Source organism: Klebsiella michiganensis (assembly GCF_002925905.1).
Classification (GTDB): domain Bacteria; phylum Pseudomonadota; class Gammaproteobacteria; order Enterobacterales; family Enterobacteriaceae; genus Klebsiella; species Klebsiella michiganensis.
The window spans coordinates 80,131-101,167 of the sequence record NZ_PRDB01000004.1; the positions used below are offsets into that span (position 1 = coordinate 80,131).

Consider the following 21,037-nt stretch of genomic DNA (forward strand, 5'->3'; position numbering starts at 1 on the left):
GCCGGTTGAGGAATTCAGTGGACATCCTTCATTTCAGCGGAAGATAAACGTCCGTCTGCAGCTCATGCTCACCGACTTCATGCACGAAAGTGAGGTAGCGAAAGAAAACAGGGAAATCGCGCAGCGACTCTCCCGATGCGGGCAGCCAGTCGCGATAAAGAAACCAGATGCTCTGCGCGAGCGTGTCCAGAGATCCGTGATGACGCACCACTGCGCAACGTCCGCCGGGGATCTCGCCATTCACCACGCCGAAGCTGTTTTCCGGCACCGGCTGGCTGACCGTACCGCCAATATCGAAACGAAAATCGTCAGCCGGCGTGGCCGCGGGGTCGTCCCAGGAGATTCCCCAGGTTGCGCAGCTGGCGACCGGGGACAGACCGCTCACCTTGCGCCAGGCGATAAACTTCGCGGCGGTCTCATTGACTAAATCAGGGTTGCCGCGATGCCGCAGCCTCGCGATCTGAGTGGTAGGTAGCTGGATTATTTTAACATCCATCGGGTGTTGCTCCTGTAGCGTATGTTTCGGCACGCGTCGATGCCATTCCAGCCAGTCCGGCTGTTGACGGAACTGGCTGGGGCTTTGCGCGAAAGCGCTGCGGAAGGCACGGCTGAACGACTCAGGATTCTGGAACCCCGCATCAAGGGCAATATCGATAATCTTTTCCTGTGGATTAAACGCCAGTCGCCAACAGGCGCGACGCAGACGTAGCCACTGGATATAGCGATAGAGCGGTACCCCGCTATAGGCGCTGAATTGCCGGTGAAAATGATACGGCGAGCTGTGGGCTATCGCACTAAGCGTCTCCAGCGACAGCGGCGTGTCCAGATGGCGTTCAATGTACAAGCACACTTGCTGAAAACGCCCGGCAAAGGCCGGGCTTACCTGAGTATCGTTCATCGCATCCTCCCGGAAACATACTCTGACAGAGCGAGGAGTGCGGTTCCTGACCGATCTTGCTTAAGATGATAAGAAAATTATGGCGTGATTTTACGAATCTGCTTTACGTCGATTTCCACTGAGTTCCAGTCTTTATCCACTTCACCCTGAATCTCTACCGTATCCTGCGGGGTCACGGTCACGCCGTTCCAGCGCTTGTGATCGATATCGACGTTCACGGTGCCGGAGCTGTCCTGGAATTTATACAGGTCGTCGGAAATACGCTCCACGATTTTACCGCGCAGGGTCACCCAGGTATCGTCACGCAGGCTTTTCGCATTCGCAACCGTCGTTACGCTCCCGTTCGGGCCAATGAACCCGCCGTTTTGCGTGGTCGTCTGGCTGGTTTGCGTCGAGCCGGGTCCGGAAAATCCGCCCTGCCCGGCGGCCAGTACCGGCATGGAAACTAAGGCGATGATAGCGGTCATTGCGGCGATTTTCTTCATGATGTGTTCTCCCTTTGTGTTTATATCGTCACTATTACACCGGGCAAAACTTAACGACTTCTTAAGCGGAAAAAATAAATTTTATTCCTGTACAGCGCGCGCCGCAACGCGCTTTACTGCGGGAATATCCGAGGGACACAGGAGCAGAAAATGCGCATTTTACTGGTGGAAGACGACAAACTGATCGGCGACGGCCTTAAAACCGGACTGACCAAGCTGGGCTTCAGCGTCGACTGGTTTACCCGCGGCGAAGAGGGCAAAGCCGCGCTGTACCACGCCCCTTACGACGCCATTATTCTGGACCTGACCCTGCCCGGCATCGATGGGCTGGATATTCTGCGCGAATGGCGCGACAAAGGCCGCCACGAACCGGTACTGATCCTCACCGCCCGCGACGCGCTCAGCCAGCGCGTTGAAGGGTTACGTCTCGGCGCCGATGACTACCTCTGCAAACCTTTCGCGCTGGTTGAAGTCGCCGCGCGTCTGGAAGCGCTGATGCGTCGCGCCCACGGCCACAGCAGCAGCGAGCTGCGGCACGGCAATGTTGTTCTCGATCCAGGCCGACTCACGACCACGCTAAACGGCGAGAGCCTGCCGCTCAAGCCAAAGGAGTTTGCTCTGCTGGAACTCCTGATGCGCAACGCCGGACGCGTGCTGCCGCGTAAGCTGATTGAGGAAAAGCTCTATAGCTGGGATGACGATGTCTCCAGTAACGCGGTAGAAGTGCACGTCCATCATCTGCGCCGTAAGCTTGGCAGCGGCTTCATTCGCACCGTGCACGGCATCGGCTATACCCTGGGGGATGCATGAAACGACTGGGTAGACTGAGCCTGCGCGTCCGCCTGACGCTGCTTTTTCTGCTGCTGACCAGCGCCGCCTGGGGCATTGCCAGCCTTGTGGCCTGGCAACAAACCGCCGACAAACTGGATAAACTGTTCGATACCCAGCAGCTGCTGTTCGCCCGCCGCCTGAGCGCGATGAATGTTGACGAACTCCATACCCTCGCTCCGCAGGTACGGGAGCAGAAAAAGGTCAAACATGGCCATCTCGATGACGATGCGCTGGCTTTCGCTATCTTTACCGCCGATGGCAAAATGGTGCTTAACGATGGCGAAAATGGCCAGGATATCCAGTGGGGTAACCATCGGGAGGGGTTCAGCGATGGCTACCTGCGCGGCGACGATGACGAGTGGCGCTTCCTGTGGCTTACCACCCGCGACGGTCGCCATCGTATCGCCGTCGGTCAGGAGTGGGATTACCGCCGCGAGATGGCGCTGGATATTGTCACCTCCCAGCTTACTCCCTGGCTGGTTGCGCTGCCGCTGATGTTTTTGCTGCTCATCGTGCTGTTGAGCCGGGAGCTGGCGCCGCTGAAAAAGCTGGCCACCACGCTGCGCGCCCGGGCGCCGGACTCCGCCGAAACGCTAAATAGCGAGAACGTGCCCAGCGAAGTTCGCCCGCTGGTCGACGCGCTAAATCAGCTCTTTACCCGGACGCATGACACCATGATCCGCGAGCGTCGCTTCACGTCCGATGCCGCCCACGAGCTGCGCAGCCCGCTGGCGGCGCTGAAGGTGCAGACCGAAGTGGCTCAGCTCTCAACGGACGATCCGCAAGGGCTGGATAAAGCGCTGGCGCAGCTTCACCAGGGGATCGATCGCGCCACTCGCCTGGTCGACCAGCTGCTCACCCTGTCGCGTCTGGATTCGCTGGCGCAGCTGGACGATCTCCAGACTATCGCCCTTGATGAACTGCTGCAGTCGGCGGTCATGGAGATGTACCACCCCGCGCAGCAGGCCGGCGTTGAGCTACGCCTGCACCTGAACGCGAAAAACATCACGCGCACCGGCCAGCCGCTGCTGCTGAGCCTGCTGGTGCGCAATCTTCTGGATAACGCCGTGCGCTATAGCGCCGCCGGACGCCAGGTCGACATCATCCTTGATGCGGGTGAATTTCGCGTACGCGATAACGGCCCGGGCATCAGCGCCGAGGCCCTGACGCGCATCGGCGAGCGCTTTTATCGCCCTCCCGGCCAGGAACAACCCGGCAGCGGCCTTGGGCTCTCCATCGTCAAACGCATCGCCGCGCTGCACGGGATGACGGCCAGCTTCGACAACGCCCGGGACGGCGGATTCGAGGCGCGCATTCGCTGGTAGCGGCATTATTGCTAAAAAAGCAAAAGACTTTGCACATTTTGCTCATTTTACCGCTTTGCCCTGCGGGGTAAAATTAGCCTCAAAATTGAAAAGTTGAGGATAAAAAATGAGCAACATCCTGATTATTAACGGTGCGAAAAAATTCGCCCACTCTAACGGCCAGCTGAACGACACCCTGACCGAGGTCGCGGATGGTTATCTGCGCGACGCCGGGCATGATGTTAAGGTCGTCCGCGCCGAGAGCGACTACGACATCAAAGAAGAAGTGCAGAATTTTCTCTGGGCAGACGTGGTTATCTGGCAGATGCCGGGCTGGTGGATGGGCGCACCGTGGACGGTGAAAAAGTACATTGATGATGTCTTTACCGAAGGTCACGGCGCGCTGTATGCCAGCGATGGCCGCACCCGCTCCGACGCCAGTAAGAAATATGGTTCCGGCGGCCTGATTCAGGGGAAAAAATATATGCTGTCCCTGACCTGGAACGCGCCGATGGAAGCGTTCACCGAGAAAGATCAGTTCTTCCACGGCGTTGGCGTCGACGGGGTGTACCTGCCATTCCATAAGGCCAACCAGTTCCTTGGGATGAGCGCCCTGCCCACCTTCATCGCCAACGATGTGATCAAAATGCCCGATGTTCCGCGTTATACGGCAGAATATCGCAAGCATCTGGCGGAAATTTTTGGTTAACTGTAGTGAGTTATGAAAAGACGACAAGCGCGGCTCATTTTAGCGGCGGCTTGAAGTATGATGAGAATATACAGAAGGAGTTGAGTTAACCATGTTGACAGTGATCGCTGAAATTCGCACTCGTCCGGGCCAACACCATCGTCAGGCGGTGCTGGATCAGTTCGCAAAAATTACCCCGACCGTTCTCCAGGAAGAAGGCTGCCACGGCTATGCGCCGCTGGTGGATCACGCCGCTGGCGTCAGTTTTCAGACTACTTCACCGGATTCCATCGTGATGGTCGAGCAGTGGGAAAGCGTCGCGCATCTTGAAGCGCACCTGCAGACGCCGCACATGAAAGCCTACGGCGAAGCCGTGAAAGGCGACGTACTGGAAATGAATATTCGTATTCTTGAAGCGGGTATTTAAGCAAGCAAACGACATCGGCCGGTTTCCCGGCCGATTTTTTATTATCCGTCCAGCTCCGCCAGATCGCCCTTCTCCTGCAGCCAGTTACGCCGATCTTCAGAACGCTTCTTCGCTAACAGCATATCCATCATGGCGGTCGTCTGCTGCTCGTCTTCATCGTTGATAATCAGCTGTACCAGACGGCGGGTATTCGGATCCAGCGTGGTCTCGCGCAGCTGCATCGGGTTCATCTCACCCAGCCCTTTAAAGCGCTGCACGTTCGGCTTGCCTTTCTTGCGCTTAAGCTGCTCCAGCACGCCGGTTTTCTCTTCTTCTGTAAGCGCGTAATACACCTCTTTGCCGAGGTCGATACGGTACAGGGGCGGCAGCGCCACGTAGACGTGACCCTGCTTAACCAGCGTGCGGAAGTGCCTGACAAACAGCGCGCACAGCAGCGTCGCGATGTGCAGGCCGTCGGAGTCGGCATCCGCCAGAATACAAATCTTGCCGTAGCGCAGCTGGCTCAGGTCGTCGCTATCCGGATCGATACCGATGGCGACGGAAATATCATGCACTTCCTGGGAAGCCAGCACCTCATCGGAAGAGACTTCCCAGGTGTTCAGGATTTTACCTTTCAGCGGCATGATCGCCTGATACTCGCGATCGCGCGCCTGCTTGGCCGATCCGCCCGCCGAATCCCCTTCCACAAGGAACAGTTCGGTTCGGTTCAAATCCTGGGCGGTACAGTCCGCCAGCTTACCGGGCAGCGCCGGACCGCTGGTCAGCTTTTTACGCACCACTTTCTTCGCCGCGCGCAGGCGACGCTGGGCGCTGGAAATCGCCATTTCCGCCAGCAGCTCTGCCGACTGAACGTTCTGGTTCAGCCACAGGCTGAAGGCGTCTTTGACCACCCCTGAAACAAACGCGGCGCACTGACGTGAAGAGAGGCGCTCTTTCGTTTGCCCGGCAAACTGCGGGTCCTGCATCTTCACGGACAGGACGTAGGCGCAGCGCTCCCAGATATCTTCCGCCGACAGCTTCACGCCGCGCGGCAGAATATTGCGGTATTCGCAGAACTCGCGCATGGCGTCCAGCAGCCCCTGGCGCAGGCCGTTAACGTGGGTACCGCCCTGCATCGTCGGGATCAGGTTGACGTAGCTTTCGGTCAGCAGTTCACCGCCTTCCGGCAGCCACAGCAGCGCCCAGTCAACCGCTTCGGTATCGCCGGAGAAGGTGCCGACGAACGGTTTTTCCGGCAGCAGCGGCAGGCCGTTAACCGCTTCGCTAAGATAGTCGGTCAGACCATCGGCGTAGCACCAGCGCTGTTCGCTGTCGTTAACCAGATCGCGGAAAACAATCTCTACGCCCGGGCAGAGAACGGCCTTGGCCTTTAATAAATGAGAAAGGCGCGAGACGGAAAAACGCGGGCTATCGAAAAAGCTTTCGTCCGGCCAGAAGTGCACGCTGGTACCGGTATTGCGCTTACCGCAGGTACCGGTCACGTGGAGATCTTCTACTTTATCGCCGTTTTCAAACGCGATGCTGTAGACCTGGCCGTCGCGGCGCACGTTCACCTCAACGCGTTTCGATAAGGCGTTGACCACCGAAATCCCTACGCCGTGCAGGCCGCCGGAGAACTGGTAGTTCTTATTGGAGAACTTCCCCCCGGCGTGCAGGCGGCAAAGAATCAGTTCAACTGCCGGAACCCCCTCTTCAGGGTGGATATCCACCGGCATTCCGCGTCCATCGTCGATGACTTCCAGCGACTGATCGGCGTGGAGAATCACCTCCACGCGTTTCGCGTGACCGGCCAGGGCCTCATCCACGCTGTTATCAATAACTTCCTGACCAAGATGGTTTGGACGTGTGGTATCAGTGTACATTCCCGGACGGCGGCGAACCGGCTCTAGCCCGGTGAGTACCTCAATGGCATCAGCGTTATATGAAGATTGCGTCATGGTGTGTATTCGTAGGTCGTTCCGAACCGCTCAGCGCAGGCCCAGAAAATCGATAATCTGAGTGAAATGATCTTCAAAGCCAACAAATGCGTGATTACCGCCCTCCTCTACCGTTTGTCGGCAGGAGGCGAAATAATCCACGGCCTGGCGGTAATCAAGCACTTCATCACCCGTTTGCTGCAATAACCAGATTAAATCCGGCGCTTCCAGCGGGTCAATTTGCATGACCTTGAGATCGTAAATATGGCGAGACTCTAGCACATATTGCTGCCCCGTGTATGGATTCTCATTGGGGCCAAGGAAATTGTTCAACAGCTCAAACGGGCGCACCGCGGGGTTCACTACCACGGCGGGCAGCATAAAGCACTGCGATAGCCAGGTCGCGTAATATCCCCCCAGCGACGACCCGACAACGCCCAGCGGTTCACCGCCATGCTCCAGCACGATAGACTCCAGATGCTCAGCCGCCTGCGCGGGATAAACCGGGAGCTCCGGTATCACCATCGAGATGTCAGGATAGGTCTGCGCCAGCCACGCTTTCAGCGCAGTCGCTTTTGCCGACCGAGGCGAGCTGTTAAAACCATGCAGATAGAGAAGCGTAGACATCAGTATCCTTCTGAAGCGATATCCGGGTGAAATTTCACGCCTTCGAGGCGGCAAACTTCAGTGGTCAATGTGCCGTCAGGATGCAGTTCCAGCCAGCGCCAGCCTGGGGAGACGGTATCGAGCGTGAAGTTCGCGCAGTGCGGTTTAAACTGCACGCAGGTGGATGGCGTGGCCATCATGCGCCGTCCGTTCCAGTCAAGGTCCAGCTCCTGGTGAATATGGCCGCAGAGCAGATGCTTAACGCGAGGAAAAGCGGCCAGCGCGCAATCAAGCGCCCCGGCATTGCGCAGGCTATGCTGATCCAGCCAGCTACAGCCTGACGGCATGGGATGATGGTGCAACAGCAGCAGCGTATACCGCTGCGGAACTTCGGTCAGCTTCTGCTCAAGCCATTCCAGCTGGAAATCGCTCAGCTCGCCGTGCGGCACGCCGAACACCTGGCTATCCATCAGCAATACTTGCCAGTGGTCGCCCAGCAATACGCGTTTAGCGGGAGAGATGCCGGATTCCTGCAGCGTGCTGTACATTGCCGGTTGAAAATCATGATTACCCGGTAGCCAGACGCAGGGTGCAGTAAAACTCGCGATGCCTTCAGCAAAATGCTGGTAGGCCGCGGCAGAGTGATCTTGCGCCAAATCGCCTGTAGCAACGATCAGGTCGCACTCTCGCTGTGAGGCGTGGATCGCATCCAGTACGGCCTGATAGCTTTCCCAGGTATTGATACCTAACAGCGTTTCATGTTTTTCAGCAAACAGGTGAGTATCGGTAATTTGTAATATCCTGACTCTGGCCTCACCAGCCAAAGGTAGGTTTAACAGGCTTTCCAAATGGTGTCCTTAGGTTTCACGACGCTAACAAACCGGAATCGCCATCGCTCCATGTGCAAAACAGTATCGCAGCCAATCGGCCAGAAACTGATTAATTTGATGCTTTTCGTCGCGTTGATGCAACTTTTTATTAGGATAATCATACCGCGCTTTAAAGCGAAAGATCTGCTGACTTGAACACACTTCAGCGACCATTGCATCGTGATAGAGCCGTACCGTCATTGACGGCAGACTCCAGTAGCTCACCGACGGCGCCGTCTGTTCAATCGCCACTAACGTAGTGTAGCGGGTCGATTCGACGATGGTTAATCGGTATTGCGCGTTGCCCACCTGGTAACTCACCTTTTCTCCCGCTGCATCCGTTCGCGGCAACAGGCGGCGCAGCTGGGCAAAGTTGGTTTCACACAGGCGCATCATTTCAGGAAAGTCAGGCGTATAACGCTTCATTTTGTCCACTCGTTTCGTAAATTGTGATAATGCAGTTGCAGCCATTGCAGCGCGATGACAGAGGCTGCGTTGTCGATTTTCCCCTCTTCCACCCATCTGTAAGCCTGTTCCCGGCTCACCACATGAACGCGAATATCCTCGTTTTCGTCGGCCAGTCCATGAATTCCTTTTGCCGTCGTTGCATCGACTTCACCCACCATAATAGACAGCCTTTCGCTGGTGCCGCCGGGGCTGGCCAGGTAGCTGAGGACCGGTTTAACCCGGCCAACAATAAGCCCGGCCTCTTCCACCGCTTCACGACGGGCGACATCTTCAGGAGACTCGCCTTCTTCTATCATACCGGCGACCATTTCGAGCAGCCACGGGCTCGCGCTGGTATCATACGCCGCAATACGGATCTGCTCGACGAGCACAACTTCATCGCGTACCGGGTCAAAGGGTAGCAAGACTGCGGCGTGGCCGCGCTCAAAAATTTCGCGGGTCACTTCGCCGCTCATCCCACCGTTGAACAGGCGATGGCGAAAACGATATAAATCGAGCGAAAAAAAACCGCGATAAAGCGTTTCGCGTGCAATAATTTCTACATCGTTTTTAGAGAAGGTAATCCCCTGCTGATTGACGTCGCTCATTTCGATATCCTGTAGAACATGAAGTTATGAATTTATAGGCGGTGTGGCTACCGTTTTACGGCTCGTATGCTAGATTGGTGCAAATTACCGCCCCATGGCACATAACGCCAACTTTTTACGGTAACAGACTCTATACAATCAGTGATTATTTTTAGAATTTGAGTAGCGCTAAATGCTTCACAACAAGGAATGCAAATGAAGAAACTCTTTCCCATCCTTATCGGCCTGGGCCTGACTGGCTTCAGCGCCATGAGCCAGGCTGAAAACCTGCTGCAGGTTTATCAGCAGGCGCGTGTCAGCAACCCTGATCTGCGTAAATCAGCAGCCGATCGTGATGCCGCATTCGAGAAGATCAACGAAGCGCGTAGCCCGTTATTGCCACAGCTCGGTCTGGGTGCAGATTATACCTATACCAGCGGCTTCCGTGATGCTAAAGACCAGAATTCCGACGTCACCAGCGGGTCGCTGCAGCTCACGCAGGTTCTGTTTGATATGTCGAAATGGCGTGCGCTGACGCTGCAGGAAAAGAACGCCGGCATTCAGGACGTCACCTATCAGACGGATCAGCAAACGCTGATTCTGAACACCGCGACGGCCTATTTTAAAGTGCTGGCCGCGATCGATACGCTCTCCTATACCGAAGCGCAGAAACAGGCTATTTACCGCCAGTTAGATCAGACCACCCAGCGCTTTAACGTTGGCCTGGTGGCGATTACTGACGTACAGAACGCCCGTTCGCAGTACGATGCCGTGCTGGCGAATGAAGTCACCGCGCGCAACGACCTCGATAACGCCGTAGAAGGGCTGCGTCAGGTGACCGGCAACTACTATCCGGAGCTGGCCTCGCTGAACGTTGATGGTTTTAAAACCACTAAACCATCGGCGGTGAACGCGCTGTTGAAAGAAGCGGAAAACCGCAACCTGTCGCTGCTGCAGGCCCGACTCAGCCAGGACCTGGCGCGCGAGCAAATTCGCCAGGCGCAGGATGGGCATCTGCCGACCCTGAATTTAAACGCGTCCAGTAGCGTATCTAATAACAGCTACAGTGGTTCTAAAAACACCACGCAGGACAGAGATATCGGGCAGAACCAAATCGGCCTGAACTTCTCCCTGCCGCTGTATCAGGGCGGGATGGTGAACTCCCAGGTTAAACAGGCGCAGTACAACTTTGTCGGCGCCAGCGAGCAGCTGGAAAGCGCGCATCGTAGCGTGGTGCAGACCGTTCGTTCCTCTTTTAACAACGTGAACGCGTCCATCAGCAGCATCAATGCCTACAAACAGGCCGTGGTGTCTGCCCAAAGTTCACTGGATGCCATGGAAGCCGGTTATTCAGTGGGTACGCGTACCATCGTCGATGTCCTGGACGCGACCACCACGCTGTATAACGCAAAACAGCAGCTGTCCAACGCGCGTTATAACTACCTGATTAACGAGCTGAACATCAAGTCCGCGCTCGGTACGCTGAACGAGCAGGACCTGGTTGCGCTGAACAACACGCTGGGTAAAGCGATTCCGACCTCGCCTGACAGCGTCGCGCCGGAAAATCCGCAGCAGGATGCCAGCGCTGACGGCTACAGCAACACCGCCGCGGCAAAACCGGCGTCCGCACGCAGCACCAGCGGCAGCAATCCGTTCCGCCAGTAATTAAGCTTGCGCACTCCACGCTTCGCTTACCCCGCGGGTAAGCGAAGCGTTAAACGTAAGGCAACGTAAAGATCCCCCGCTTTCCGCCCCTATTCGCTTCATTTTCCACCACTCATCCTCTATCCTGAGCGTTAACAAAACGCATACCACTGGGTCCAGGAAGACAAACATGAAACGGACAAAAAATATTAAACACGCCTCCTTCCGCAAAAGCTGGAGCGCTCGTCATTTAACTCCCGTTGCGCTCGCCGTGACGGCGGTATTTATGCTCGCCGGCTGTGAACAAAGCGATGAAACGGTTTCTCTGTATCAAAACGCCGATGACTGCTCTGCCGCTAACCCGAGCAAATCCGCAGAGTGCACCACCGCTTACAACAACGCACTCAAAGAAGCAGAACGTACCGCGCCAAAATACGCCTCTCGTGAAGATTGCGTCGCCGAATTCGGTGAAGGTCAGTGCCAGCAGGCGCCGGCTCAGGCAGGCATGGCTCCGGAAAACCAGGCCCAGGCGCAAAGCAGCGGCAGCTTCTGGATGCCGCTGATGGCTGGCTACATGATGGGCCGGATGATGGGCGGCGGAATGGGCGCTCAGCAGCCGCTGTTCAGCTCAAAAAACCCGGCCAGCCCGGCCTATGGTAAATACACCGACGCGGGCGGTAAGAGCTACGGAGCAGCGCAGCCGGGCCGTACCATGACCGTGCCGAAAACTGCGATGGCGCCAAAACCAGCCACCACCAGCACCGTAACGCGCGGCGGGTTTGGCGACTCGGTCGCTAAGCAATCAACCATGCAGCGTAGCTCAGCAAGCTCCTCTTCTTCACGCTCGATGGGCGGCTAAGCGACATGGAAAGAATCAGCATTACCGAGCGCCCGGACTGGCGCGAAAAGGCGACAGAATATGGCTTTAACTTTCACACCATGTACGGCGAGCCGTACTGGAGCGAAGAAGCCTATTACAAACTGACGCTGGCGCAGGTTGAAAAGCTTGAAGAGGTCACCGCAGAGCTGCATCAGATGTGTCTGCAGGCGGTGGAAAAAGTCATCGCCAGCGATGAGTTAATGGCCAAATTTCGCATCCCCAAACACACCTGGGGCTTCGTACGCCAGTCGTGGAAAACCCATCAGCCCTCGCTGTATTCGCGTCTCGATCTCGCGTGGGACGGCGTGGGTGAGCCGAAGCTGCTGGAGAACAACGCCGATACGCCGACGTCTCTCTATGAAGCGGCATTCTTCCAGTGGATCTGGATGGAAGATCAGCTGAACGCCGGTCAGCTGCCGGCAGGCAGCGATCAGTTCAACAGCCTGCAGGAGAAGCTGATCGATCGCTTTGGCGAGCTGCGCGAGCAGTTCGGCTTCCAGCTGCTGCATATGGCCTGCTGTCGCGATACCGTTGAAGACCGCGGTACCGTGCAATATTTACAGGACTGCGCCGCAGAAGCGGGCGTGGCGACCGAGTTCCTCTACATCGAAGATATTGGTCTCGGCGAAAAAGGCCAGTTTACCGACCTGCAGGATCAGGTGATTGGTAATCTGTTCAAGCTCTATCCATGGGAGTACATGCTGCGCGAGGTGTTCTCCACCAAGCTGGAAGATGCAGGCGTGCGCTGGCTGGAGCCGGCGTGGAAGAGCATTATCTCCAACAAAGCGCTGCTGCCGCTGCTGTGGGAGATGTTCCCCAACCATCCGAACCTGCTGGCCGCTTATTTCAGCGAAGATGCGCATCCGGAGCTGGAGAAGTACGTTATCAAACCGATCTTCTCCCGCGAAGGCGCTAACGTCTCTATCGTGGAGAATGGCAAAGTGCTGGAGGCGGTAGAAGGGCCGTACGGTGAAGAGGGCACCATCGTCCAGGCGTTCTATCCGTTGCCGAAGTTTGGCGACAGCTACACGCTCATCGGCAGCTGGCTGATTAACGACCAGCCTGCCGGAATTGGCATTCGCGAAGACCGGGCGCTGATCACTCAGGATCTGTCGCGCTTTTATCCGCACATTTTCGTCGAGTAACAGCAAACCCCGGCGGCATTGTTTACTGCCGGGGTTTTATCTATTTTCAGGCGCCAATGACCACCGACAGCATGCTCAGGGAGCCCATTTCCATTCCTTCAACCGGAATCGTAATCGGCTCTTCACCGTCCCAGGCGCCCAGCACATACAACAGCGGCAGAAAGTGATCGGCCGTCGGGTTCGATAACGATCCGCCTTCATGCGCCAGGTAATTCACCAGCGGATGTTCCGCTACGGGACCTTTCCAGTCCAGGTTCGCCTTCACGTAGTCATTAAATGACGCCGCCCAGGGATAAGGTGTATTTTCGCCGTGCCAGCGTGCGGTACGCAGGTTATGCACCACGTTGCCGCTTGCCACCAGCATAATGCCCTCATCGCGCAGCTGAGCCAGCTTACGCCCCATTTCGAAATGCCATGCCGCGGGCTTCGTACTATCAATACTCAGCTGTACCATCGGAATATCGGCATCGGGATACATTTTAATCAACACGCCCCAGGAACCATGGTCAAAGCCCCAGGCTTCTTTATCCAGCGTCACCGGCACCGGCGCCAGCAGCTCGACCAGACGCTGGGCCAGCTCAGGCGAACCCGGCGCCGGATAATGCGTATCGTAGAGCGCCTGAGGGAAACCGCCAAAATCATGAATCGTTTTCGGCGCCTCCATCGCGGTCACTCCTGTACCGCGAGTGAACCAGTGCGCGGAGATCACCACAATGGCTTTAGGCCGCGCCAGCGTCTCGCCCAGATGCCGCCAGGCGCGAGTATAGATGTTATCTTCCAGCACGTTCATCGGGCTACCGTGACCTAAAAACAGCGCGGGCATGCGGGTACGGGACATAGTGATATCCTTTATTAAGAAAGTTGATGTATTTACATTACGCTCTTTCTATGGAGGATAAACTCAGATAAGCATGATGATGATCGTCAGAAAATTTGAATGTAAGCGGCGGTAAAGAGTGAATCCGCGCGCTCGCGATCGTCAATGGATCACGATACTCTTAATAAGAATCATTTTCATAAGGAGGTGAATGTTGTCCTCACCCGTCATTTTGACCCTGCTGGCAGGGAGCGCTACCTTTATTGGCGCCATTTTCGGCGTTATCGGGCAGAAACCCTCGAATCGCTTACTGGGATTCTCACTGGGATTCGCCGCCGGGATCATGCTGTTGATTTCGTTGATGGAGATGCTGCCCGCCGCGCTGGCTACCGAAGGCATGTCCCCCCTGCTCGGCTACGGCATGTTTATTATCGGCCTTCTGGGCTACTTTGCGCTTGACCGCATGCTGCCTCACGCCCACCCGCAGGATCTGATGTCTCCCGGCATTTCCCGCCCGCGCAACCTGCGCCGTACGGCGATTTTGCTGACCTTAGGCATCAGCCTGCATAACTTCCCCGAGGGCATTGCGACCTTCGTGACGGCCAGCAATAATCTCGAGCTGGGCATGGGGGTCGCGTTAGCCGTTGCACTACACAACATCCCGGAAGGACTGGCGGTAGCCGGACCGGTATATGCCGCCACGGGCTCCAGAAGTAAAGCGGTGTTCTGGGCGGGTCTTTCCGGCATGGCGGAAATCTTCGGCGGCGTGCTGGCCTGGCTGGTGCTGGGCAGCGCGATATCCCCGGTGATGATGGGCGCCGTTATGGCCGCGGTTGCCGGTATCATGATTGCGCTGTCGGTTGATGAGCTTATGCCGCTGGCGAAAGAGCTCGATCCACAAAGCAACCCGAGCTATGGCGTGCTGTGCGGGATGTCAGTGATGGGATTAAGCCTGGTGGTTTTGCAAACGGTGGGCATTGGCTGAGTCAATGCCCCCATTATTTCACTTGTCAATTCATTACATGAATTCATCATTAATGATGAATTGAGAACAGGTATTAAATTTAACCTTTAGTCAATTAAGACCATGCGTAAATAGCCTTTTCACAGCATTCGCCCTCATTGCTTTGGCATTAATTTGACGTTAATTCTGCGGGTATCAAACGAAATTTATTCACATCAACAATCAATACAGGTAAAGCCACCGTCAAAAGAGATATTACATTGCGAAATATCCTAAAAAAAGCGCACTAAAATGCATACATTAAGGAAAACTGCGAGTTACCTTTAATTACAATTAACATGCGTAACAGTGAGCAGCATGATAGTTTTTACGCGTTGAATTAATATTAATTCAAGCAAACCCAATCCCATACCAGTTGTCGTAAACCTCATATTTAATATTGATCATCTATAAAGGACTATATTCCATGTTTAAAAAAACGCTGCTCGCTGTTGTCACTACCGCTGTTTTTTCTGCGACTGCTTTTAATGCCAGCGCTGAAGATCAGGGCCACGGTATTGTCACCTTCTCCGGTACCGTTATTACCGCCCCTTGCTCTGTGACACCGGAAAGCTCTCAGATTGATGTCGATCTCGGCCAGGTTGCCGATAGCGTACTGAACGGCGGCCAGTACTCTCAGCCTGCAGATTTCTCTATCAAACTGCGCGACTGTATTCTGAGCACAACGGATGATAAAGGCGTGAAAACGACAACGGATAAAGTGAACGTGACCTTCACTTCTGCCAACGTCGACAGCAATGACGCCAGCCTGATGGTAAATACCAAAGAAAGCAACTACGGCGGCGCTACCGGCGTTGGCGTACGTATTATGGACGCAGGTTACAACACCGTAACCCTGGGATCCGCAGTGCCGGTAGTGTTTACCGATACCAACCCGACTCAGAACCTGGACTTCCACGCCCGCATGGAATCTAAAGGTAAAAATGCAACCGAGGGTGATGTTTACGCTCAGGCAAACTACGTCCTGGCTTATAAATAATTATCGCTTTCGCTTAATTTTTATCGATTCAAGCCGGTGATGGATTCACCGGCTTTCCTGGTCTATTTTATTAAAAGAAACGGATTTTATGCGCACTATTATTCATAGCGGTTTAATGCCAGGAAAGTTATTCCTTTTAATAAAGCATACCCTTTGCTCAGTATGTTTTACCGCATCACTATCAATGCCGCTTTATGCAATAGAATTCAATACCGATATGATTGATGCTGAGGACAGGAAAAACATCGATCTCTCGCAATTTGAAAAAAAAGGCTATATTCCTGTCGGCACCTATGTAGCACGCGTACAGATCAACAAAAATACCTTACCAAAAGCCTATCACCTGGAGTGGATAAAAGCTGATAACGAAAGCGGATCTCAGCTTTGCCTCACTAAAGAGCGCCTGGCAGAGTTCGGCTTTGCCGATGCGTTTATTGAACCGCTACAAATGTGGAATCAAAAAGGCTGTCTCGATCTCAGCCATCAGCCAGAGCTGATTATTCGTCTGGATAAAGCGAACATGGTACTGACGTTAACCGTACCCCAGGCATGGATGAAATATCAGGCTAAAAACTGGACGCCGCCGGAGTACTGGGACGACGGTATCGCGGGGCTTATGCTTGATTATAACCTTTACGCCAGCCAGTACACGCCGAGCCACGGCGACAGCAACCAGAGCGTCAACTCATATGGCACACTGGGTTTCAACCTCGGTGCATGGCGCTTACGTAGCGATTATCAGTACGATCAATCGTTTACTGAGCGCAAATCAACGGGTACCAGCAGCAGCCTGCCGCGTACCTATTTATTCCGCCCGATTCCGTCCCTGGCGTCAAAATTCACGATGGGCCAGTACGACCTGAGCTCAGGCCTCTACGATACTTTTCACTTTACCGGCGCCTCTCTGGAAAGTGATGAACAAATGCTGCCGCCGGATTTACGCGGCTATGCGCCGCAAATAAGCGGCATCGCGCAGACCAACGCTAAAGTCACCGTTACGCAAAACAGCCGCACGCTCTATCAAACGACCGTCTCCCCCGGGCCATTCACCATCGCCGATCTGGGCACAACCTTGCAGGGGCAGCTGGATGTAACGATCGAGGAAGAAGACGGACGCAAAAGTACGTTCCAGGTTGGTTCCGCCTCTATCCCTTACCTGACGCGTAAAGGGCAGGTACGTTATAAAAGTTCAGTGGGTAAACCCACATCAACGACCCACAATGATGTGAATAACCCCCTTTTCTGGACCGGGGAGGCTTCCTGGGGCTGGTTGAGTGATGTTTCTCTCTACGGCGGCGCTATCGTCACCGCCGATGACTATCAGGCGGCAACCGGTGGGGTTGGCTTTAACCTTAACCGTTTTGGCTCATTCTCCCTTGATATTACCCGCGCCGAGGCTAATCTACGTAATGACGATCAAGGTAAACAGCGCGGCTTCAGCTATCGCGCTAACTATGCCAAACGTTTTGAAGAAACAAACAGTCAGGTAACCTTCGCGGGTTACCGGTTCTCAGATAAAGAGTACGTCACGATGAGCGAATATATCAGCTCGCGCGATGGCTCCGACTCCAGCTCCAATGAGAAAGAGAGCTATGTGCTCTCCTTTAATCAGTTCGTTGCGCCGCTGGAGCTAAATACCTATCTGAGTGTCACACGTAATACCTACTGGAACAGTGAAACCAATACGAACTACTCGTTTTCTCTGAGCCGGAGCTTTGATATTGGTGCGTTTAAAAATATTTCAGCTTCATTGGCGATGAGCCGCGTGCGCTGGAATGATGATGAAGAGAATCAATATTACTTTTCACTCACCCTGCCGCTGGAAAATAATCGCAATATTATGTACAGCCTGCAGCGCTATGGCGACGACGCAACGACGCAAACGGCAACCTGGTACGATGGTTCAGATCGTAATAACCCGTGGAATATGTCCGTTTCAGGCACAGATAAAGAGTTTGGCGATGGCGAAGCGGCCATGCGCGGATACTATCAGCACTATTCACCCTATGGCCGGTTGAATGTAAACGGTAGCGTGAAGCCAAGCAGCTATCGCTCGCTCAGCGCTGGCTGGAACGGCTCGTTCACGGCAACCCGTTACGGTGCGGCATTACATGATTACAACTCTGGCAACAGTTCTCGCGTCATGGTGGATGCGGATGGAATAGCCGGTGTTGAGGTAAACAATCATCGTAGTATGACCAATATGTTTGGTATTTCCGTGGTTCCGTCAGTGGGTAACTACACAACGGCGATGGTGATGGTGAACAACAACAACCTGCCGGATGGCGTGGATGTAACCAACTCGGTAATCCGCACCACGCTGACCGAAGGCGCTATTGGCTATATGCCCCTGAGCGCGACCAAAGGCTATCAGATCATCGGCGTCATCCGCCTGGAAGACGGACGCTATCCACCGCTGGGCGTGACCGTAACCGACAAAGCAACAGGTCGCGATATAGGTTTAGTCGCTGATGACGGCTTTGTATACCTGAGCGGAATACAGGAAAACAGCATCCTGACGCTAAAATGGAACGACAACGTGTGTGATTTGACACCGCCTAACCATAGCAATCTCGATGGTCAGGCCATTATTTTACCGTGTAAGCCCGCACATTAATTCAGGATGAATGATGATGAAAATTAAGACATTTGCGAAAGGACTATTCTGTCTGTTGAGTACCAGCTTTGCGGTAAATGCCGCCGTGTCGCCCGACAGAACCCGCATTATTCTTAACCAGTCGGATAAGAGCGTCTCCGTGCGCTTGACCAACCAGAGCACAACGGCCCCTTTCCTTGCCCAATCATGGATTGAGGATAAGGATAATAAAAAATCCCGAAACTATATTACTGCTGTTCCGCCAATGGTGCGCCTCGAGGCGGGTGAGCAAGTACAGGTTCGCCTGATTCCTCAGCCAACGTTGACGCAGCTTCCGGCAGACAGGGAATCGCTGTTTTATTTCAACGTGCGCGAAATTCCGCCGCGCTCGGAACAGAAAAACGTCATGCAAATTGCCATGCAGAGCCGCATTAAAATTTTCTGGCGACCAAAGGCAGTCGAAGTGAAGAACGGGCAGGTGAATCTGACCGGTAAATTCGATATTAGCCGAACGGCCAGCGGGTTAACGTTAAAGAACAACTCCCCCTACTTTATCACCGTGGGTTATATTGGCACGAATGGCAAAACGCTGCTGCCAAAAACATCCAGCATGATGGCTGAACCGTTTGGCCTGGCGTCGCAGGAGATTAAAGACCTGCCGGCTAATTTCCAGGTAGGCTTTATTGGCGATTACGGCGGCCTGAATATGTTTAAAGTCAGCTGTAATTCTGTACAAGTGGTCTGTCAGTCTGAACCGGTGAAAAAGGGATAATAATGAAAAGACTACTAAGTTTTTTAACGTTATTAATCAGCCTGTTTTCTGTGCCATCATGGGCAGTAAATTGCTATCAAAATAACGAAGGAGGAGCGCTTTCTTACATTGCTACACTTCCTTCCTTTACCATTCCTAACGACATTACGCCTGGCAAGAAAATTTGGGAAAGTTCCGACATTAATATTACCGTGTACTGCGATAAAGCCTCCCACTGGAGTCGCGCTGCCCCAACGGAAGAGCTTTATGCCTGGATAAAACTCTCGGCGTTTAATAGCAGTGAGGTACTCAATAATCCTTATTTTACTTTTGGCGTAACATACGATGGTGTCGATTACGAAGGCATTAATCAAGGCATCAAGACAGGCGCCTGTCTGGATAGAATAGATCAGAAACCGCTGCCAAATATCTATCATGACCCGGTATGTAATGGTTCGGTACTGCAAAAAAATGTATCCTTTAACGCCCGCTTCCGCCTGTATATTAAAGTTAAAGCGATTCCTCCCGATAGCTCAACAGTCTATAATTTTGGTGACATTAATGTACTGCAATTTGATGGCGAAGGGGGAGCAAACCTGCTCAGTGATGCCAAAAATTTACGTTATTATATTACTGGATTAGATAACGTGCGGTTTTTGACCTGTACAGCTTCCGTTAAGCTTTTCCCTGAAAGTCAGACAGTGGATTTTGGCGTCATTCATGCTTATAAAACCGACATGCCAGCGCTGAAAAAAACGTTCAGCCTCTCCACCATCCGGGATCAGGCGGCAGGCTGTACTGAACAATTCGATATCACGACCAGCTTCTATACTAATGATACCCTATACGATATTACTCATTTGGATATGAATAATGGCTTTCTATTGAATATCTATGATAGCACGGCTAGTACTAACGTTATATTCAACCAATATATGCCATTCGCTACCTATATTCCGGGACGACCATCAACCGTCACGCATAACTATATTGCTGAGCTGACCCAAAATCCCTCCGTCTCAGTCAAGGATGGCCCTTTTAGCAAAGATGTGATTATAAAGATTAACTATCAGTAGCTTTCTTTTGGAGCTATTCAACAATAAAGCCGGGATATCCCGGCTTTCTCATTTTTTAGCGCAACTTTTAGCGCAACGACTGCAATCAGCTGGCTTTACGCTCGTGTTCGCGACGGTAGGCCACTAAATCTTCAATCGTGACCACTTCCATATTGTGCTGCTGAGCAAACTCGATGCACTGCGGCGCACGCGCCATAGAGCCGTCGTCGTTGGTCAGTTCACACAGTACGCCCGCCGGTTTGAGGCCAGCCAGCGTGACCAGATCGATGGTTGCTTCAGTATGGCCGCCTCGGGTCAGAACCCCGCCAGGCTGCGCGCGCAGCGGGAAAACGTGTCCAGGGCGGTTCAGGTCGGACGGCTTCGCGCCATCGGCAATTGCCGCGCGCACGGTGGTCACGCGGTCAGCGGCGGAAACGCCGGTGGTCACGCCTTCAGCGGCTTCGATGGTCACGGTAAAACCGGTACCGTAGGCGCTGGTGTTGTTCTCAACCATCATTGGCAGGTCGAGCTGTTTACGGCGATCTTCCGTCAGGCACAGGCAGACAATGCCGCTGCCATGGCGAATGGTCAGCGCCATCTGCTCAACGGTCATGGTTTCAGCGGCGAAAATCATATCGCCTTCGTTTTCACGGTCTTCATCGTCAAGCACCATCACACCGCGGCCTTCGCGCAGTGCATCCAGAGCACGTTCTACACGTTCAAAAGCGGTACCAAAAGAGGAAAGTAGCGTCTGATTCATGGTAAAAAAAACCTCATTAATTGTATGGTTACCAGAATCAGGGCAGTCTTAGGAGCGCCGGTTTAGCGGCAAAAGTCAACGCAAGCGGGTACAAACCCGGCTGAGCCGTTACTCTCTCCCATCCGGACTCTAACCGTCGGCCCCGGAATTACACCGGATCTGCTGACCTTTCTGCATTCGCAGAAAGCGCTCGCGGGCTTTCAACGCTATGGTTGATTTACCGCCGGTGGGGAATTTCGCCCCGCCCTGAGAATAAGCAAAGCAACTATAACGCTATTGACTATCGTCGGCAATGCATAAGCTTCAAACATTTATGGTTTATAGGCGC

General features: G+C 54.0%; 21 protein-coding genes and 1 riboswitch. Of the genes, 12 read left to right on the plus strand and 9 right to left on the minus strand.

All coding sequences use genetic code 11. The annotated features are described in order from the left end of the window. Window positions 1-28: 28 nt before the first annotated feature. Window positions 29-898, minus strand: a complete 870-nt coding sequence (locus CDA56_RS11225) for an AraC family transcriptional regulator (RefSeq protein ID WP_009651841.1) — start codon at window positions 896-898, stop codon at window positions 29-31. 77 nt (window positions 899-975) lie between these two features. Continuing rightward, window positions 976-1,383, minus strand: a complete 408-nt coding sequence (locus CDA56_RS11230; protein WP_014839568.1) for a YgiW/YdeI family stress tolerance OB fold protein — start codon at window positions 1,381-1,383, stop codon at window positions 976-978. A gap of 150 nt (window positions 1,384-1,533) precedes the next feature. Between CDA56_RS11230 and qseB the strand changes: the two genes are divergently transcribed. The 4 genes from qseB (at window position 1,534) to CDA56_RS11250 (ending at window position 4,633) form a co-directional block, all read left to right on the plus strand. Then, the gene (gene qseB, locus CDA56_RS11235; protein ID WP_014226870.1) at window positions 1,534-2,193 is read left to right on the plus strand and encodes a quorum sensing response regulator transcription factor QseB; all 660 of its coding nucleotides are present in this window, start codon (window positions 1,534-1,536) and stop codon (window positions 2,191-2,193) included. Then, entirely contained in the window at window positions 2,190-3,539 is a 1,350-nt protein-coding gene (gene qseC, locus CDA56_RS11240; RefSeq protein WP_032720253.1) for a quorum sensing histidine kinase QseC, read from the plus strand. The genes qseB and qseC overlap by 4 nt, the downstream gene beginning before the upstream one ends. A 106-nt stretch (window positions 3,540-3,645) precedes the next feature. Next, entirely contained in the window at window positions 3,646-4,227 is a 582-nt protein-coding gene (locus tag CDA56_RS11245; protein WP_014226872.1) for an NAD(P)H-dependent oxidoreductase, read from the plus strand. Window positions 4,228-4,318: 91 nt separating this feature from the next. After that, entirely contained in the window at window positions 4,319-4,633 is a 315-nt protein-coding gene (locus tag CDA56_RS11250) for a putative quinol monooxygenase (protein ID WP_004125281.1), read from the plus strand. Window positions 4,634-4,674: 41 nt separating this feature from the next. Here CDA56_RS11250 and parE read toward each other — a convergent pair whose 3' ends face one another. The 5 genes from parE to nudF are packed head-to-tail and all read right to left on the minus strand — an operon-like array spanning window position 4,675 to window position 9,079. After that, window positions 4,675-6,570, minus strand: a complete 1,896-nt coding sequence (gene parE, locus CDA56_RS11255) for a DNA topoisomerase IV subunit B (RefSeq protein WP_004854242.1) — start codon at window positions 6,568-6,570, stop codon at window positions 4,675-4,677. A gap of 30 nt (window positions 6,571-6,600) precedes the next feature. Beyond that, entirely contained in the window at window positions 6,601-7,176 is a 576-nt protein-coding gene (gene yqiA / locus CDA56_RS11260) for an esterase YqiA (protein ID WP_004854243.1), read from the minus strand. Beyond that, a complete protein-coding gene (cpdA, locus tag CDA56_RS11265; protein ID WP_004854245.1) occupies window positions 7,176-8,003 on the minus strand; it encodes a 3',5'-cyclic-AMP phosphodiesterase in 828 nt (275 codons plus the stop codon). The genes yqiA and cpdA overlap by 1 nt, the downstream gene beginning before the upstream one ends. Before the next feature lie 24 nt (window positions 8,004-8,027). Continuing rightward, window positions 8,028-8,450, minus strand: coding sequence for a DUF1249 family protein (locus tag CDA56_RS11270; protein ID WP_004854247.1), 423 nt, complete (start codon window positions 8,448-8,450; stop codon window positions 8,028-8,030). Next, window positions 8,447-9,079, minus strand: coding sequence for an ADP-ribose diphosphatase (gene nudF / locus CDA56_RS11275; RefSeq protein ID WP_004854249.1), 633 nt, complete (start codon window positions 9,077-9,079; stop codon window positions 8,447-8,449). The genes CDA56_RS11270 and nudF overlap by 4 nt, the downstream gene beginning before the upstream one ends. A 195-nt stretch (window positions 9,080-9,274) precedes the next feature. Between nudF and tolC the strand changes: the two genes are divergently transcribed. The 3 genes from tolC (at window position 9,275) to CDA56_RS11290 (ending at window position 12,727) form a co-directional block, all read left to right on the plus strand. After that, window positions 9,275-10,723 carry an outer membrane channel protein TolC gene (tolC, locus tag CDA56_RS11280; protein WP_004854252.1) on the plus strand — a complete coding sequence of 483 codons (1,449 nt, stop codon included), beginning with the start codon at window positions 9,275-9,277 and terminating at the stop codon, window positions 10,721-10,723. Window positions 10,724-10,892: 169 nt separating this feature from the next. Next, window positions 10,893-11,561: a DUF1190 family protein gene (locus tag CDA56_RS11285; RefSeq protein ID WP_004125303.1), complete on the plus strand. Its 669-nt coding sequence runs from the start codon at window positions 10,893-10,895 to the stop codon at window positions 11,559-11,561. 5 nt (window positions 11,562-11,566) lie between these two features. After that, window positions 11,567-12,727: a glutathionylspermidine synthase family protein gene (locus tag CDA56_RS11290; protein WP_025105920.1), complete on the plus strand. Its 1,161-nt coding sequence runs from the start codon at window positions 11,567-11,569 to the stop codon at window positions 12,725-12,727. Between the two features lie 46 nt (window positions 12,728-12,773). Here the strand turns inward: CDA56_RS11290 and ygiD are convergent, their stop codons facing one another. Then, window positions 12,774-13,565, minus strand: coding sequence for a 4,5-DOPA-extradiol-dioxygenase (gene ygiD, locus CDA56_RS11295; protein WP_014226877.1), 792 nt, complete (start codon window positions 13,563-13,565; stop codon window positions 12,774-12,776). A gap of 193 nt (window positions 13,566-13,758) precedes the next feature. Between ygiD and zupT the strand changes: the two genes are divergently transcribed. From zupT to CDA56_RS11320, 5 genes are all read left to right on the plus strand, one after another. Further along, window positions 13,759-14,529, plus strand: a complete 771-nt coding sequence (zupT, locus tag CDA56_RS11300; protein WP_025105919.1) for a zinc transporter ZupT — start codon at window positions 13,759-13,761, stop codon at window positions 14,527-14,529. A 445-nt stretch (window positions 14,530-14,974) separates the two neighbouring features. Further along, window positions 14,975-15,547: a fimbrial-like protein gene (locus CDA56_RS11305; protein WP_032751300.1), complete on the plus strand. Its 573-nt coding sequence runs from the start codon at window positions 14,975-14,977 to the stop codon at window positions 15,545-15,547. 88 nt (window positions 15,548-15,635) lie between these two features. Then, complete coding sequence (locus CDA56_RS11310; RefSeq protein WP_064375099.1) at window positions 15,636-18,164, plus strand: fimbria/pilus outer membrane usher protein; 2,529 nt, start codon at window positions 15,636-15,638, stop codon at window positions 18,162-18,164. Between the two features lie 13 nt (window positions 18,165-18,177). Then, the gene (locus tag CDA56_RS11315) at window positions 18,178-18,915 is read left to right on the plus strand and encodes a fimbrial biogenesis chaperone (RefSeq protein WP_032751302.1); all 738 of its coding nucleotides are present in this window, start codon (window positions 18,178-18,180) and stop codon (window positions 18,913-18,915) included. 2 nt (window positions 18,916-18,917) lie between these two features. After that, window positions 18,918-19,970, plus strand: a complete 1,053-nt coding sequence (locus CDA56_RS11320; RefSeq protein ID WP_025105915.1) for a pilus assembly protein — start codon at window positions 18,918-18,920, stop codon at window positions 19,968-19,970. 85 nt (window positions 19,971-20,055) lie between these two features. On the opposite strand, the gene ribB is transcribed toward CDA56_RS11320, so the two are convergent. Further along, on the minus strand, window positions 20,056-20,709 hold the full coding sequence (ribB, locus tag CDA56_RS11325) for a 3,4-dihydroxy-2-butanone-4-phosphate synthase (protein WP_004854262.1): 654 nt from the start codon (window positions 20,707-20,709) through the stop codon (window positions 20,056-20,058). 106 nt (window positions 20,710-20,815) lie between these two features. Beyond that, window positions 20,816-20,967, minus strand: a riboswitch (FMN riboswitch). Between the last annotated feature and the right edge of the window lie 70 nt (window positions 20,968-21,037).